The organism is uncultured Zoogloea sp. (assembly GCF_937894855.1).
GTDB lineage: Bacteria > Pseudomonadota > Gammaproteobacteria > Burkholderiales > Rhodocyclaceae > Zoogloea > Zoogloea oryzae.
In genome coordinates this window covers 12,045-28,413 of record NZ_CALAYQ010000081.1, presented here as the reverse complement: position 1 = coordinate 28,413, position 16,369 = coordinate 12,045, and the positions used below count along the sequence as shown (strand labels likewise).

9 protein-coding genes are annotated in these 16,369 nt (G+C 64.8%); 5 read left to right on the top strand and 4 right to left on the bottom strand.

Annotated elements, in window-relative coordinates:
- The first annotated feature begins 33 nt into the window (after positions 1 to 33).
- From Q0672_RS10580 to Q0672_RS10565, 4 genes are all read left to right on the top strand, one after another.
- Positions 34 to 1,521 carry an NADH-quinone oxidoreductase subunit M gene (locus tag Q0672_RS10580; RefSeq protein WP_298622038.1) on the top strand — a complete coding sequence of 496 codons (1,488 nt, stop codon included), beginning with the start codon at positions 34 to 36 and terminating at the stop codon, positions 1,519 to 1,521.
- Positions 1,522 to 1,560: 39 nt separating this feature from the next.
- On the top strand, positions 1,561 to 3,027 hold the full coding sequence (nuoN, locus tag Q0672_RS10575) for an NADH-quinone oxidoreductase subunit NuoN (RefSeq protein WP_153160315.1): 1,467 nt from the start codon (positions 1,561 to 1,563) through the stop codon (positions 3,025 to 3,027).
- A gap of 21 nt (positions 3,028 to 3,048) precedes the next feature.
- The gene (locus Q0672_RS10570) at positions 3,049 to 3,348 is read left to right on the top strand and encodes a DUF2818 family protein (RefSeq protein ID WP_298622035.1); all 300 of its coding nucleotides are present in this window, start codon (positions 3,049 to 3,051) and stop codon (positions 3,346 to 3,348) included.
- A gap of 219 nt (positions 3,349 to 3,567) precedes the next feature.
- The gene (locus tag Q0672_RS10565) at positions 3,568 to 3,861 is read left to right on the top strand and encodes a DUF3579 domain-containing protein (RefSeq protein ID WP_153160313.1); all 294 of its coding nucleotides are present in this window, start codon (positions 3,568 to 3,570) and stop codon (positions 3,859 to 3,861) included.
- A gap of 85 nt (positions 3,862 to 3,946) precedes the next feature.
- On the opposite strand, the gene Q0672_RS10560 is transcribed toward Q0672_RS10565, so the two are convergent.
- Entirely contained in the window at positions 3,947 to 5,191 is a 1,245-nt protein-coding gene (locus tag Q0672_RS10560; protein ID WP_298622032.1) for a pyridoxal-dependent decarboxylase, exosortase A system-associated, read from the bottom strand.
- The gene (locus tag Q0672_RS10555) at positions 5,188 to 6,786 is read right to left on the bottom strand and encodes an acyl-CoA ligase (AMP-forming), exosortase A system-associated (RefSeq protein WP_298622030.1); all 1,599 of its coding nucleotides are present in this window, start codon (positions 6,784 to 6,786) and stop codon (positions 5,188 to 5,190) included. Before Q0672_RS10555 ends, Q0672_RS10560 begins: the two co-directional genes overlap by 4 nt.
- Before the next feature lie 211 nt (positions 6,787 to 6,997).
- Between Q0672_RS10555 and Q0672_RS10550 the strand changes: the two genes are divergently transcribed.
- Positions 6,998 to 7,255, top strand: coding sequence for an acyl carrier protein (locus Q0672_RS10550; protein ID WP_153160311.1), 258 nt, complete (start codon positions 6,998 to 7,000; stop codon positions 7,253 to 7,255).
- A 106-nt stretch (positions 7,256 to 7,361) separates the two neighbouring features.
- On the opposite strand, the gene Q0672_RS10545 is transcribed toward Q0672_RS10550, so the two are convergent.
- Positions 7,362 to 10,094 carry a nitrate reductase gene (locus Q0672_RS10545; RefSeq protein WP_298622028.1) on the bottom strand — a complete coding sequence of 911 codons (2,733 nt, stop codon included), beginning with the start codon at positions 10,092 to 10,094 and terminating at the stop codon, positions 7,362 to 7,364.
- Between the two features lie 123 nt (positions 10,095 to 10,217).
- Entirely contained in the window at positions 10,218 to 16,337 is a 6,120-nt protein-coding gene (locus Q0672_RS10540) for a CHAT domain-containing protein (RefSeq protein ID WP_298622026.1), read from the bottom strand.
- Positions 16,338 to 16,369: the final 32 nt, after the last annotated feature.

Sequence of the window (16,369 nt, the reverse complement as noted above, 5' to 3'; positions counted from 1 at the left end):
GCTGCAATTGAGTGCTTAGAACGGACAGTTGAGATGACGGGTAATCCTATTCCATTCCTTAGCCTTGCGATCTGGGTCCCGATCGTTGGTGGGTTGCTGACACTTGCGACGGGTTCTGATCGTAATGCCTCGGCCGCGAGGTTCTTGGCGTTGCTTTCTGCCTTGGCAGGTCTGGCGGTAAGCATTCCGCTGTACACGTCGTTTGATGTTACGACCAGTGCCATGCAGTTCGTGGAGTCCTACCCATGGATTCCTCGCTTCAACATTAACTACGTTCTAGGGGTGGATGGCATTTCCGTGCTGTTCGTTCTGCTGAACAGTTTTATCACTGTGATTGTTGTTGTGGCGGGCTGGGAAGTTATTCAGGAGAAGGTTGCGCAGTACATGGCCGGTTTCCTGATCATGTCTGGTTTGATCAACGGAATCTTCAGCGCTCTTGATGGTGTGCTGTTCTACGTCTTCTTCGAGGCATCCCTGATTCCGCTGTTCATCATCATCGGCGTATGGGGCGGACCGAATCGTGTTTACGCCGCGATCAAGTTCTTCCTCTACACGCTTGCCGGCTCGCTGTTGATGCTGGTCGCTCTGCTGTACCTCTTCATGGAGTCGGGTGGTAGCTTCAGTATCCTCGACTGGCACCAACTGAAGTTGGGCATGGATGTTCAGTCCCTGGTGTTCTGGGCGTTCCTCGTCTCGTTTGCGGTGAAGGTTCCGATGTTCCCGGTGCACACCTGGCTGCCGGATGCACACGTTGAAGCTCCGACCGGCGGTTCGATCGTGCTGGCTGCGATCGGCCTCAAGCTCGGCGCGTATGGTTTCCTCCGGTTTTCCCTGCCGATTGCACCGGATGCCAGCCATGCCTTTGCGCCGATGATGATCACGCTGTCGTTGATCGCAGTGATCTATATCGGGTTCGTCGCGCTGGTTCAGACCGACATGAAGAAGCTGGTAGCTTATTCGTCGATCTCCCACATGGGTTTCGTGACTCTGGGCTTCTTCATCTTCAATCCGCTTGGTGTCGAAGGTGCGCTGGTTCAGATGATCTCCCACGGTTTTGTGTCGGGCGCCATGTTCGCGTGTATCGGCGTGCTGTATGACCGGATGCATTCCCGCCAGATCGCGGATTACGGCGGCGTTGTGAATGTGATGCCCAAGTTTGCGGCCCTGTTCATGCTGTTTGCCATGGCTAACTCCGGTTTGCCAGCGACCTCCGGTTTCGTCGGCGAGTTCATGGTTGCGCTTGGTGCAGTGCAGTTCAACTTCTGGGTGGGCTTTGCTGCTGCGACGACCCTGATCGTCGGCGCCGCGTACACCCTCTGGATGTACAAGCGCGTGGTGTTCGGCGCCATCAGCAATCATCATGTGGCGGAGCTCACTGACATCAATAATCGAGAGTTTGTGTTCCTTCTCGTCTTAGCTGTTTGCGTCCTCGTGATGGGTATCTATCCCTTCCCCGTCACGGAAGTTATGCATGCGTCGGTCAATGATCTGCTCAAGCACGTTGCTACCAGCAAGCTTTGATCCAAATCGCGAAAGATCCCTTAGGACTGTGGCGTTGATATGAACTTTGTGATTCCCGATTTCTATCCAGCAGCAGCAGAGTTGTTTGTTGTTGCGATGTCGTTTGTTGTTCTCATGGCGGGAACCTTCGCCAAGGACTCCAAGGGCTTGGCGTACTATTTGACGCAGCTGACGCTGATCGGGGCGGGCGCCATTACTCTGTTTTCGATGGACGGTCAGGTTGGATTCACGTTCAGCAACATGTACGTGGACGACTTGATGGGCGATTTCCTCAAGCTGATGCTGTACTTCGCCGTGGCGGTCGTCCTGCTGTACTCCCGTGGGTACATGATCGATCGTCGCATGGAGACGACCGAGTATTACGTCCTGGCGATCTACGCGACCCTCGGCATGATGGTCATGATCGCGGCCAACCATTTCCTGACGCTTTATCTCGGTCTGGAGCTGTTGTCCCTGTCCCTGTATGCGATGGTTGCGCTTCAGCGTGACTCGGCGCGAGCGACTGAAGCAGCGATGAAGTATTTCGTCCTGGGTGCGCTGGCTTCCGGTCTGCTGCTTTACGGCATTTCGATGCTTTACGGTGCCACCGGTACGTTGGAAATCTCCGGCGTTGCACAGGCTGTCTATCATCAGGCGGCCAACAAGAATGTCCTGATGTTCGGTCTGGTGTTTGTCGTGGCTGGTCTGGCGTTCAAGCTGGGTGTCGTTCCGTTCCACATGTGGATCCCGGACGTCTATCACGGCGCGCCCACTTCGGTGACGCTCATGATCGCCTCGGCGCCCAAGCTGGCTGCGTTCGGCATGGCGATGCGCCTGCTGGTGAATGGCCTGTTCGAGCTGGCTGATCAATGGCAGTCGATGCTGATGTTCCTGGGCGTGCTGTCGATCGTTCTGGGTAACCTCGCGGCCATCGCGCAGACGAACATCAAGCGCATGCTCGGTTACTCGGGTATCTCGCACATGGGCTTCATGCTCCTCGGCCTGATGTCCGGCGTTGTGGGTGGTGATCGGCATTTCGCACTGAACGCGTACAGCTCGTCGATGTTCTATGTTGTTTCGTACGTGCTGATGACCCTGGGTGCCTTCGGTGTCCTGATCCTGCTGTCCCGTGCCGGGTTTGAAGCGGAGAACATCGACGACTTCAAGGGGCTGAACAAGCGGAATTCCTGGTTCGCCGGCGTGATGGCGATGGTCATGTTCTCGATGGCCGGTATTCCGTTCTTCATCGGCTTCTTTGCCAAGTTCTCCGTGCTCCAGGCCGTGGTCGCCGCCCGTTACTACTGGGTTGCCGTACTTGCGGTGGTGATGTCGCTCATCGGTGCGTTCTACTATCTCCGTGTCGTCAAGGTGATGTTCTTCGACGAGCCGGCCGACGCGACCCCGATCAATGCGCCGGCTGACATGCGCGTGCTGCTGTCGATGAATGGCGTTGCCGTTGCGGTGCTCGGGCTTGTGCCGCAGGCGCTCATGTCGCTCTGCGCGTACTCGCTGCTTGGCTCGCTGTAATCTTCGACGTTCGAGATTATCTTGTTCTACGCTGTCTTCTCGGTGCTGGTTGGGCTGGTGAATGCGATCTTCGTCAGTGATCGCTTCTTTGGCCTAGTCAGGCTGGGGGGAGGTGGGGGCAAGGGGCTCGGGGTCCGGTTGCTCGAGTTGGCGGTCATCGCAATTGCGCTGATGGTCGGGTTGAGCCTGCTTGAGGCCAGTTCACATGGCTCGGCGTACAGTCAGGGATGGGAGTTTTACGCGATTACAGGCTGCGTAATGCTGGTGGCAGTATTTCCGGGCTTCGTGTATCGCTATCTCTGGAAACGAAGTGCGGCTTGAACGTTTCACAACAACACCCGGGAACCTCCCGGGTTTTGTTTTCAGGCAGCCGGGTTATCGATTTGGGTCAAGTTTCGCCGCTGGAACCCGTTGAAAATCTGGCAAGTGGTGGTTCAACTCAGGCCTAGATGCATCCTGCTAGAATTGAACGAAGGTGGTCCGGTTCGTCAGTTCTGGTGAGTTGTCCTGAGTCTCATTCAACAAAGTCCGTAATCGCTCATGATTCAAAAAGCTGAAAATTTTGTGATTGTTGGGAGAACAAGCGACGGCAGAACTTTTCGGCCGAGTGATTGGGCGGACCGGCTGTGCGGGATCATGTCGGTTTTCGGTTCGGATAACCGGATGACTTATTCGCCTTATGTGCGGCCGGCCTGTAATCTGAGGGGTGACAAGACGGTTCTAGTGGATGCGAAGATTCACGACATCGAGCCACTCGCGTATAACTTCCTGCGCAACTTTGCTAAAGACAATGATCTGCAGGTCGAAACGCTGCCAGACAGCTATTTTGATTGATGGGTTTTCCGCCACGGGCTGTGGATGTGGCTTGTGAGGCTGGAATCAGAAAGGTAGTGCGATGTTCGCACTACCTTTTTTATTTTCAGAGCAGGATCTCGACGAGATCGGGATGGCTGAGGAAACCGCGAGGGCTGGCGGTTGCACCATAGGCACCGGATTGGAAGATAACGACGAGGTTGTCGGGATCGCATTCGGGCAGCGCCATCTTCTCGGCGAGGAGGTCCAGCGGCGTACACAGCGGGCCGACGACGGATACCGGATCGGTGAGCGGCTGGTCCATCCGGTCGCCAATCGTCACCGGGTAGTTCTTCCGTATCACCTGGCCGAAATTTCCGGAGGCCGACAGGTGGTGATGCAGGCCGCCATCGGTCACGAGGAAGCAGTGATTGCGTGAGACCTTCTTGTCGAGAATCCGGCAGACGTAGATGCCGGCCTCGCCGACGAGGTAGCGCCCGAGTTCGATGACGATCTGTGCGTCCGGAAGCTTTGTTCTTGCGTCGGCCTGAATCACCCCAAGGTTCTCGGCGATTCCTGTGAGATCGAGCCGGCGTTCGCCTGGAAAGTAGGGAATGCCGAAGCCGCCACCGAGGTTGAGGAATTTCACGGGCGTTTGCGCGTGCTCCGCGAGCCTCAGCGCCAGCTCGTAGCTCTTGCGCTGGGCCTCGATGATTGCTTCGGCGCGCAGGTTCTGCGAGCCTGCGAAGAGGTGGAAGCCTTCGAAACTGAGGCCGGCACTGTGGATCTCGGCGAGCGCCTGGGGCACCTGCTCGGCGTCGATGCCGAACTGCTTGGGGCCGCCGCCCATCTTCATTCCGGAGCTCTTCAGCTCGAAATCCGGATTGACCCGTACCGCCACGCGAACCTGCCAGCCGGTGGCCTGCCGGATTGCGCGGAGTTCGGTGATTTCGCGGAAGGATTCGATGTTGATCAGGATGCCGGCAGCGACCGCCTGGCGGAGCTCCTCGTGGCGCTTTCCCGGGCCAGCGAAGCTGATTTCGTGGGGATCTGCGCCGCTGTCGAGGGCAACCTTCAGCTCGTTGGCAGACGCCACGTCGATCCCGTCCACCAGCCTGGCCATGTGGTCGACGAGGGCGGGCATGGGGTTCGCCTTCATCGCGTAATGGATCTTGATGCCGGCCGGCAGTGCGGCCCGCAGCGCGGCGACACGCTGGGTCAGCAGTTCGCGGTCGTAGGCGTAGAAGGGCGTCTGGCCAACCCGGGCTGCGAGGCGGCGAAGGGGGATGTTGCCGATGATGAGTTCGCCGTCCTTGGATCGGAACTGGTCCATTGGGGCGTGGGTCGGCTTTTCGCGGAGGGTGTCGCTCATGGCGTCGTTGGGCTGCGTTGCAGGAATTCGGTGGAGAGGGATTTCCGGTCGATCTTGCCGTTCGGATTGCGGGGCAGGGGGCCGCTGCGGGCTTCGATGGTGGTGGGCACCATGTAGGCGGGCATCCGCTGGCGGCATTCGGCCTGGAGCGCTTCGACATCTAGCGGGCCGTCCTTGCCGGTGGAGATCACGCAGATGGCTTCGCCGAGGCTGGGATGCGGAGCGCCGAAGGCGATGCATTCGCCGACCAGACCGGTGGCGTAGAGGATTTCTTCGACCTCGGTTGGGCTGACCCGGTAGCCCGAGGTTTTCATCATCTCGTCGCGCCGGCCGATGAAATAGAGGAAGCCCTCTTCGTCGCGCCGAACGGTGTCGCCGGAGAACACGGCGATTTCGGGGAGCACGAAGCCCGGCTGGCGCCCCGGGGCGGTGGCGGGGAGCGGCTTGAAGCGTTCGGCGGTCTTTTCGGGGTCGTTCCAGTAGCCCATCGCAACGAGGGCGCCGCGCTGGACGAGTTCGCCGGGCTCGTTGGGGCCGCATTCGCTGCCATCTTCACGCAGCACCATGACCTCGGCTCCCGGGATGGCCTTGCCGATGGAATCCGGGCGGATGTCGGCCTGTTCGGGGGGCAGGTAGGTGGCGCGGAAGGCTTCGGTGAGGCCGTACATCAGGAAGGGCTTGGTCTTCGGCAGATGGGCGCGCAGGGCCTTGAGGGTTTCCAGGGGCATCCGCCCGCCAGTGTTGGCGAAGTAGCGCAGATGCTCGGTGATGCCCCCGGGCCACTGGAGCTGGGCCAGCTGGATGTAGAGCGGCGGAACGGCGGTGAGGCCGGTGACCTTTTCCTTGACGACGGCCTTCAGTACGTCCTGGGGGAAGAGGTAATTGAGCAGCACAACGCGGGCGCCGCTGTGAAAGGCGGTGGTGAGCTGCGAGAAGCCGGCGTCGAAGGAGAGCGGCAGGGCGGCGAGCAGGGTATCGTCGGCGTTGTTGCCCAGGTAGCTGGCGACGCTCTTGGCGCCCGCCACCATGTTGCGATGCGAAAGCACGACGCCCTTGGGCTTGCCGGTGCTGCCGGAGGTGTAGAGGATCGACAGCAGGTCGGTGTCGATGACCCGATGGCCGCCGCTCGCGCTGGCGATCAGCTCGGCCCAGTCGGTGATGCGCTGGGCGGGGAGGTCGATCGGCTTGGCCAGCGGCCTGGTGAGGACGATATGGCGCAGGTCGTGGCAGTGGGCCAGGGCTTCGGCGATGAAGGGCAGGCGTTCGGGGGATGTGACCAGCACCCGTGCGTTGCAGTCGCGCAGGATGTGGGCGATCTGCTCGGGCTTCAGGATCGGATTGACCGGGACGAAGGCGCCCCCGGCCCGGGCTGCGCCAAAGCACGCCACGACGGTCTCGAAGCGCTTGTCGAGAAACACGCCGACGCGCTCGCCCCGGTCAAGCCCGAGGCGGACGAGGCCACCGGCAAACCGGCCCACCTGTTCGTCCAGGCCTGCGTAGCTGAGGGTCGATGTGCCGGCGGTGAGGGCCGGGCTGTCTGGGGCACGCTCGGCGGATGCCGTGATGAGTTCGTGCAGAAGCGAGGTGTTGGGCATCGATCTTGAAGCGGTTATGGGGTCTGGCCAGCCGGAATCCTGCGCCAGCCCGGTGAATGCACTGTTTTTGACAGCCCCGGAGGGGTGGCGCACGACGTAGATCACGGTTCAGAATGCGACCTTGTCGCTTATAATGATAAAGGCTTGTGCTTGCAAGGTCGCAAGGCGCGGTATCAGGTTTTGCGGTGGGTTTTTCGGACTGGAGTGACTTTTGGATACGAAGAAGGAAGTGCTGTCGATTCTCGACGAGGTTCTGAGCCTGGGCGGCGCTGCGGCTCAGTTTGATCTCGACACGCCTCTGCTGGGTGCGCTGCCGGATCTGGATTCGATGGCGGTGGTCGGCCTGATCAACTTCATCGAAGAGCATTTCGGTTTTGTGATCGAGGATGACGAAATCGATGGTTCCACCTTCGCTTCCGTGGGCTCTCTGGTCGAGTTCGTGGATGGAAAGCTGGCAGCCCAGGCTTGATCTGCCGGGCTCCGCGTCGAAGACGCCCTGAACCAAAAAACGCCGGGTCAAGCCCGGCGTTTTGTTTTTGGAGCCGCGCAGCGCTCGCCGCACGGATTGGCCCGGATCAGTTGCTGACGCTCTGGCGAAGGCGCTTGAGCTCCGGCACGCACGAGCCACAGTTGGTGCCGCACCTGGTGCGAGCCTGAAGGCCGTCGAGGGATTCGCCCGCCCGGAAGGCGGCGAGGATGTCGTCTTCGGCCACGTCAAAGCAGTTGCAGATCACCTTGCCCCGGGCTGCCTGGCCGGCAGGCGGCTGGGTGAGCGGGGCGAGCAGCCACTGGCGCACGGCAGCAGCGGAGTGCCCCTGCACCATCATGTCGGCGAGCCAGTCGGCGGCCTTGGTCTCGCCAGCGAGGCGCACCGCGGTGAGTGAATCGCCTTCGACGAGGGCGCGCTTGGCCACGTCCTTGCGGCTATCCTGGTACGAGAGCACACGGGTTGGGTCGTCGAGGGCGATTTCCCGGTCGAGGGCCTCGATGAGTTCGGGCGACAGTTCTTCACCACGGGCCTTGAGCACGACCACCGGCGAGTTGCGGCCGGAAAGGGTGAGGCTGGCATAGGGGAAGTGTGGCAGCCACTGGCGCAGGCGGTCCATCACCGCCAGCGGGTTGGGCTGGAGCTTGCCCTCGGCGTCGGCCTCGCTGCGGCGCATCACCACCAGCGACTTGCCGGCGGTGTACTTTTCCACCTGCACGGCAGCGTGCTTGAGTTCGGGCTGTTTTGAGGTCGGATCGAAGTCGGAGGGCATCAGCACGTTCACGCCCTGGCTGCCCATGGTGTTGCCGCCCCAGTGCATCGGCACGAAGCATTGCCCCGGGCGCACCGTGGCGGATTGCAGCACCTTCAGCACAACATCACCACGCCGGCTCTTCACCTTGACCAGATCGCCATCGGCCAGCCGGCGGCGTTCCATGTCGTCCTGGTGCATGTGGAGCAGGGGTTCGGATTCGTGGCTGTAGAGGCGGGCGACGAGGCCGGTGCGACTCATGCCGTGCCACTGGTCGCGCAGGCGCCCGGTGTTGAGGTGGAGCGGATAGCGCGCCGACGGGGATTCGGCGGTGATGCGGTGTTCGGTGGCCACGAAGCGGGCGCGGCCAGTCGGCGTGGGATACACGCCGTCTTCGTAGAGCCTCACCTTGCCGGCACTGGCGCCTTCCGGGAAGGGCCACTGCTGCGGGCCGGCCTGCTCCAGCATGGCGTAGCTCATGCCGGTGATGTCGAGGTCGCGGCCTCGGGTGGATTCCCGGTGCTCGTTCCAGATTTCTTCGGGGCTGGTGTAAGGGAACATGCGCTCGGCGAGTGCTCCCTTGCCCAGGCGAGTGCCCAGACGCCGGGCGAAATCCACCACGATCGCCCAATCGTGGCGTGCTTCACCCGGCGCGGACACGGCGGCCCGGACGCGCGTGATGGCGCGTTCCGAGTTGGTGACGGTGCCTTCCTTCTCGCCCCAGGTGGTGGCGGGCAGGATGAGATCGGCGTAGGTGCAGGTTTCGGTGTGGCCGAAGGCTTCCTGCACGATGACGAATTCGGCGGTCTTCAGGGCCTCGTGGATCAAAGCCTGATCCGGCATCGATTGAGCCGGATTGGTGCAGGCGATCCACACGGCCTTCACTTCGCCCGACTTGAGCGCCTTGAAGAGTTCGACGGCGCTTTTGCCCGGCGTGGCAGGCACGCTGTCCACGCCCCACAGGGCGGCGACTTCGGCGCGGTGGGCCGGGTTGGCCATGTCCCGGTGGGCCGAGAGCAGGTTGGCGAGTCCGCCCACCTCGCGCCCGCCCATGGCATTGGGCTGGCCGGTGAGCGAGAACGGCCCGGCGCCGGGGCGGCCGATCTGGCCGGTAGCCAGGTGCAGGTTGATGAGCGCCGAGTTGTTGTGGGTGCCGAACGAGAACTGGTTGAGCCCCTGGCAGTACATCGACATCGTCGCTTTCGACGTCGCGAAGATCTGAGCGGCCTGTTCGATGGCGTTCTTGTCGAGCCCGCAGATCGACGCGGCCATGGCGGGCGTGTATTCGTGAACGATCTTTTTCAGGGCGTCGAAGCCTTCGGTGTGGGCGTCGATGTAGTCGCGGTTCACCCAGCCTTCCCAAAGCATCACGTGGAGCATCGCGTTGTAGAGGGCGATGTCGGTGCCGGGGATGAGGGGCAGGTGCAGGTCGGCCGCTTCGGCGGTGTCGGTGAGGCGGGGGTCGATCACCACCAGCTTCATGTCCGGGTTGGCTTTTCGCGCATCCTCGACACGCCGGAAGGCGATCGGGTGGGCGAAGGCGGTGTTGCTGCCGGAAATGAACAGGGCCTGGGTGTGGCGGATGTCTTCGTAGCTGCAGGGCGGCGCGTCGGCGCCCAGGCTCAGCTTGTAGCCGGCCACGGCGCTGGACATGCACAGGCGCGAATTGGTGTCGAGGTTGTTGCTGCCGATGAGGCCCTTCATCAGCTTGTTAAAGACGTAGTAGTCCTCGGTGAGCAGCTGGCCGGCGCCGTAGATCGCCACGGCGTCGGGGCCGTGCTCGGCGATGATCGCGGCGAATTTATCGGCGGCGGTGTCGAGGGCGGCGTCCCAGCTCACCCGGGTGCGGGCCTCGGAGCGGCTGGCGCGCAGTTCGGGGTGGAGGGCGCGGGCGGCGAGGGTTTCGGGAGAGGCCGAAAGATGCAGGGTCGAGCCCTTGGTGCACAGCCGGCCGAAGTTGGCCGGGTGATCCGGGTCGCCCCGGACGCCGGTGATGCGGCCGGCTTCGTGTTCGATGACAACACCGCAGCCGACGCCGCAGTAACAGCAGGTGGATTTCGTTTCGGCCATGAATGCTCCTTTGATGCATGTCACAAGCAAACCATGTGCCATGCCTCGGAGCCTTGTTTTCCGCCCATCCTGGCGGATTCTGGCACCAGGATGGGGAATCGGTGAGCCAGACCGGTGCGTCGCTCAGTTTTCCTTCTTCTTGCCTGCACCAGCTTTGGGCGTGCCGGCTGCTGCTTTCTTCGATCTGGGCTTTGCTGCCGCCGGCGCTGCGACGGATCGTGAGGTGGCAGGGGCTGCGGCGGCTCGATTGGGGGTGTGGAGGATGTCGATCAGCGTTTCGAGCTGTTGGGCGCGATCGGCGTCGCCCGGAGTGCCGCGGCACCTGAGCAGCGCGCCGAGGATGCGGATCTGGGCGGTGACGGACTCGAGCTCCCGGAGCGTGACGGTGACGTCCTTCATGGCGTCGCGATAGTGGCCCGCCAGCATATCGGCTGTGCCGTCCCCCGTGTGCAGCCAGCAGGCAAGCTGGGCATCGGCCGACATGACGGCATCGAAGAAGTCGAAGGTGCGTTCGAAGCGCGCGTGAGCGGCGCCCTGGCAGGCCCGGGATGCGGTCTCGTAGTCGGTCCGGGTGTGGAGCAGGGCGTCCAGTTGCAGTCGGTTGAGATAGTTGTAGGGGTTCCAGTCGGGCGATCCGTCAGGGCTGCCCTCGCAGTGGGCGTAAGCATCGCGGGCTTCGGCCAGCAGCGGCGCGACCGCTTCCTTCCAGGGCTTGCCGCTGCGGACGAGGACGATGGCCTTGCGTTTGAGCGCGCTGCCGAGGATCGCCAGCCGTTCGGGGTTGCCGCTTGCGCTGCCGGCAGCTGTGGCGTCCGGGCGCTCGGTTGACAGGGCGATGAGGAAGCGCAGGCGGGTCAGGGCGCTGTCGGCCAGTGCCTGGGCGGCGTCCAGGTTTGCAGGATCGGCGCTGAGGCGTTCGGCTTGCCGGGCCTCCAGGTTGGCGAGTTGCTCGATGGCCGAGAGGGGCACGAGGCCGCGGGATGAATCGTCGCTGATGGCCCGCAGCCAGGCCTTGCGGGCCTCGTCGAAGCCATCGCGACCGAACTCGGCATGGAGGCGGGCGAGGGATTGCTGCACTTCCGGCAGGTTGATCCAGCGCTCGGGCACATGGCGCAGGCGGGTCTTGATGCGCTGGGCGATCTGCTTGAAGCCGCTATCCTTGCCGGCGGACTGGAGCATCTGGCTGGCGTCGGGCAGGCGGGATTCGATGCGCCGCTGCTCGATCCAGTCGATGAGCTCGTTGGGCGCGCGCATGGGGGCGTCGTCGCTGGCCGGGTTGCGCCGGACCTTGAGCTGGAAGGCCGGATCGCCATAGGCCTGATACGCGCCCCAGGTGTTGTGGTCGGGGAAGGCTTCGAAGGTGGTCGCGCGGGCCACAGTGATGGCCTCGCCGAAGCTGGCGTTGCGCTGGGTCATCTGCTCGAAGAAGGTTTCGATGAAGGTGCGGGCCGCGCCGTCGTGCACCTCCCAGCCGGCGGCCACCACGCAGCGCACGCCCATGTCGATGAGCTCCCGGGCGAGGCTGGCGGCGAGCCGGCTGCTGCCGGTGCCGATCTTGCCCAGGTGGCAGCAGTTGAGGAAGACGAGATCCGGCACGTTTTCCATCTGGCCGATCTCGGCGGCGGTGAGGAGCAGGCCGTTGGAGAGCACCACGCCGCTGCGGCAGGTGCCGTCTGCCGCCCGCTTGCCGTGGATGCCGTGGGCCGAGACCATCAGCAGGCGGTAGGGCCTGGCGTAGAGGCGGGTGAAGACGTCGGCGGCCTGGGCGTCGGGCGGGACGAAGGTCACTTCGTAGCCGACCTCGGAGAGCACCCGCGTGACGGTGCTGCCTTCGGCCGCAGCGCCGGGCAGGGCGTCGAGGCAGTCGGGCTCGGGCTGGCCGTCGGCGCCGATGCGCGGCTTCCAGCCGGGGCCGCCAAACTGGGCGTGGAAGCCCTCGGTGGAGGGCTCGGCGATCACGCAGGCGGAGAGGCTGTCGGTGCGCACCACCTGACGGCGGAAGCGGCTGGTTATGAACTGGCGCACCACGCGGGTGTGCAGCACCATCGGCCGGCCGTCCACCTCGAGCATTTCCCAGGGCAGGTTGGCGGTGGTCTCATCCACCATCAGCAGCAGGTTGTTGGCCTGGCGGGCGGCGGCCTTGAAATCCAGCGGAACCAGGAGCTGGAACAGGGTGGTGCCGAAGCCGGAATCCTTGGCGTAGAGGGTGGGGTTGCGGCTCTTAAGGCGGTCGTCGCAGAGCTTTTCGACGAGGCCCGGCTGGCGGATCTGGACGATGCTCTCGGCGCGGGCCTTGTCGCCCATGTAGATGAACTTGAGCCGGCTGGCGTAGCGGATCGTCGGGGCGCTTTCGAGCCAGAAGGGCGTCGGCAGGCTGCCGTCGCTCACCTTGTCGGCGCAGCCGTAGATGCGCAGCAGCTGGCGCAGGTTCTCGGGCGGGATGGGGGGCTGGAAGCGCGGCGTGGTGGCGTCGGCCGGAAAGTCGGTGTCCTCGCGGTCGGCGTCGCACACCACGAGGCGCGGCCAGTAATCCGAGAAGGGCGACACGCTGAGGCGCTGGCGCACGCCTTCGCCGATGAACAGCTCGTCGGCGGTTTCGAGCTGGAAGTTCATCTGCTTGAGCTCGCTCGCGAGGGTCGAGCCCAGCTGGCTTACCGCGTGGGCGGCGGAGATCGCGCTGTCGTGGAAGACCTCGATGAACTGCAGCTCGGACACCAGCGCGCGGCGGGCGTTGGTGTTCTGGGCCGAACCGCCTTCGCCGGTGGCGAAATCCCGGTTGGCCATCAGCACGCCCAGCGCCACGGCCTTCACCGATTCGGCCACGTCGAGTTGCAGCGCCGAATTGGTGCCGATGAGCAGCGAGGCGAGCTTGAGGTGGAGGGTGTCGCCGTCGGGGCTGTCGGCGGTGCTGCCGGCCTGCTCCTCGCCGTAGCGGTCGGCGGCGTGGAGGAGGTAGCGCAGCACGCCGCCGCGCACGGCCTCGCTGACGCCGTCGGCGGTGAGCTTGCCCATCTCGCCCAGGCCCACCACCACCGCGCCGCGGCCGGTGTGGCGCTGGCGCTCGGCCAGGTTGCGGGGCATCAGCACGATGGAGGCGTTTCCGATCTCGCCGGTGTGGATGCCCAGGCGCTGGCGCTGGCTGAGGGCGCCACGGACGAGGTAGCGGTCGATCACGCCTTCGGCGGCGGCGATTGGGTCGCCCCGGTAGTGGCCGCAGAGCACCGGGATATGCACGAAGCGCAGGTCCATCGCGGTGACCGAAACCTTCAGGCTGCGGTTGCGGCTGCGCGGCGCCACCGGGCGCAGGCGGCCGCCGAGCAGGCGGGCGGTGGCTTCGGGTTGGGACGGGAAGCCCGCCGGCGGGCCGGCCCGGTATTCGCGCACCACGGCGGCGTCGCCCCCGCGGCTCACCGGCAGGGGGCCGAGCTTGCGCGGGGCACCCCGCTCGAGGAGGGTCTCGATCTCGTCGAAATAGGCTTCGGTGCTGGTGAGCCCCATGTGGTCGACGGGCATGAGCCACTTGCGGTCGTTGGGCAGGCCCGGCAGGTGGCCCGAGGCCCAGGTGACCGAGCCGTCACCCTCGGGCGTGCCGCGCAGCACGATGCTGCCGCCGCCCTGCTGCTCGACGATCCCGCAGGGGGTGTTGTCGCTCTGGCCGAAGACGTAGGCGATCCGCTCGGGGGCCTTGGCCACCCAGCTGGTGTCGGCCACCGCTTTCCAAAAATCGGCGGCCTGAGTGAGCACCTTGGCCGAAGGCCTGCCGCCCAGCGTGCGACCAAACCAGAAATCGTTGTTGTTGGCAGCGAGGGCTTCCCAGGTTTCCGGGCGGTAGTAGTCACGCACGGCGGTGTTGCCGGTGTCGAGGAAGCCCGGGGCCGGCAGCAGATGCACTGCGCCGGGAAAACCCGCGACGATGTCGAGGATCTGCTGCATCTTGTGGCGGAAGTCCATCCGTGCCAGCAGGCGGATGGTGTCGGACTGGCCGAGCAGCGTGTCGACGAACAGGTGCGAGCCGTGGTGGGGAGTGCCGAGCATCACCAGCCGGCCCTCGGGCCGCGCGATGATGGCATCCCACAGGGCCGGCTTGTGGGCGATGGCGGCACGCACCACCAGGCCGCCCATGCTGTGGGCGAGGATGCGTACCGGGGTGTCGGGGTGCTTGTCGAGGAGATCGCTCAGCCGGCCGGCCAGTTGCTCGCCGAGCTTGGCGATGGGCTGGCGCCAGTCGTAGTCGAAGAGTTCGATCTGATGGGTCTTGCCGAGCTGCTTGACGAGCTTGCCGTAGGCCATGCCCACCAGCCCGGCTTCGGCCACCCTGGCCTTGCTGTCGATGGCGATGCGGCTGAGGGCGCCGCGGGCAAGGCCGAGGGGATCGAGCCAGACGCGGTTGCCGTCGGCGTCGAGGTTGCTGCCCATGATGCCCGGCAGGAAGACGAGGATGGGCGCACGGGTGTCGCCGCGGGATTTTGGGGCCGCCGGGGGCGCCACCCGGTCGTCGCGATCGATTTCCGGCTGGGCGCGGGTGGCCCATTCGGGCAATTCGGTGGGTTGGTCAGCGGTCAGCCAGCGGTGCACGGCAGAGGGCAGCGGGCGGCCGTCGGCGGTGGCGGTGTCGTCGCGGAAGTAGCGGAAGTGATTGACGTTCTCGCCCTGGACGAGGATCGCCCGGGCCTGTGCCTGGTAGGCCAGACCGCCGTACATCGAGGCGGTGTCCACCACCAGGTCGTTGTTGGCCTTATCGAAGAACATCCAGTCGGTGAACATCGTGCCGAGGCGCTTGGCGAGGCCGCCGCCCTCGATGTCGCCGGCGATGATGGCCATGCGGGTGTCGGGGCGATGGGGGACAGACGCCAGCAGCATGCCCATGGCGGCGTCGGGGAGCATGGCCTCGATGCCGGGCAGGAGCCGCGGGTCGAGGCGCCGGTTGGCGATCTCGATGACGATGCGGGTGAGCACCGCGACGCCCTTGTCGGTGGCGGCCTTCGCCTTGGCCCCGGCGATGGGGCCGGAGGCGGCGCCGATGGCAGCGCCGGCCGCCCAGCCACCCGCCTTGCGGATGAGGTTGAGGAGGCCGGAGAGAAAGACTTCCAGATTGTCGGTGAGCAGCGCCGTGCCCCGGGCCGGGCAGGCGACGCGCACGTAGCGGCCGATCTGGAAGCGCTTGGTGCGCAGCAGCTGGATGAGTTCGCCGAGCTTGGCCTGCTCCTGCTCGATGAAGCGCTCCAGATCGGCCTTGGCCGTGGGGTCGAGGCTGTCGTCCTGGCGGGGCGCCGGGCGGTATTCGCGGATCAGGGCGTTGAGGGTGTCGGCGTTGTCGGGGCTGGCGTCGATGCACAGCAGATCACCGACGAGCCCGCCGCGGGAGTGGGTGACGATGCTGAACTTTGCATTGACCGGTAGCACCCGGGCCAGGGCCAGGGCGTTGTCGATGGGGCTCTCGGAGAAGGTGTGGTGTTCGAAGCCGAACAGGCCGCCCTCAAACTGGCCCACCAGCTTCTGCCAGCTCTGGCTGCCGGGTAGCTGTCCGAAGCCGCCCAGGGTGTGGGAGCCGGTGCCGTGGATGAAGATCAGGCCAGGCTGCTCCGTGAGCGCCAGGACGGCTGGTGCCTTGTCCGCCAGCGGCGTTTCGGCGTCGATGGCGCCGCCGTCCCAGGGGTAGAGGCCGGGGGCCTTGCGGCCGCGAACTTCGATGGCCCACACGATGGCCTTGGCCCCGGCATAGGTGCCACCGGCGACGACGAGGTCTTCGACCACCGTGCCGGTGAGATCCGCGAGCCTGGCGTGGGCGGCCTTGGTGATCGCGTCCTCTTGTACGACGAGGGCGGAGAGTCGGCGCCACACCCATTCGCCGATGCCCCGGCTCCGGGCGTCCCGGGGGCGCAGGGCGGTGAGGTCGAGGGTGTTGTCGTCGCCGCGCAGCTCGGGGCGGGTGACGGCCAGGTTGGCGAGGCGTTCGGCCAGCGTGTCGGCGCGGATGAAGACCGTGGTGCCGTCGTCGGCCTCGAGGGCCAGCAGGCGGGTGTCGGGCGGTACTTCCACCTGGCGGCTGTCGTCGCCCCGGGAGCGGGGGCCGATCTCCCAGCTCTCCGCCACGATCACCGTGGACAGCAGCGGGTCGAGGAGGTCGCCGCTGTCGCCCCGGCTGCCCGCCTGGGCAAGGGCTGCGAGGCGTGCCGGCTTGCGGCTGGCGTCGGTTTCGGGGGCAGCAACGAGGCGCAGGGTGGGCAGGGCCGGGGTATTCACAACGGGACTCCAGATCGGGGGCCGATTGGCAA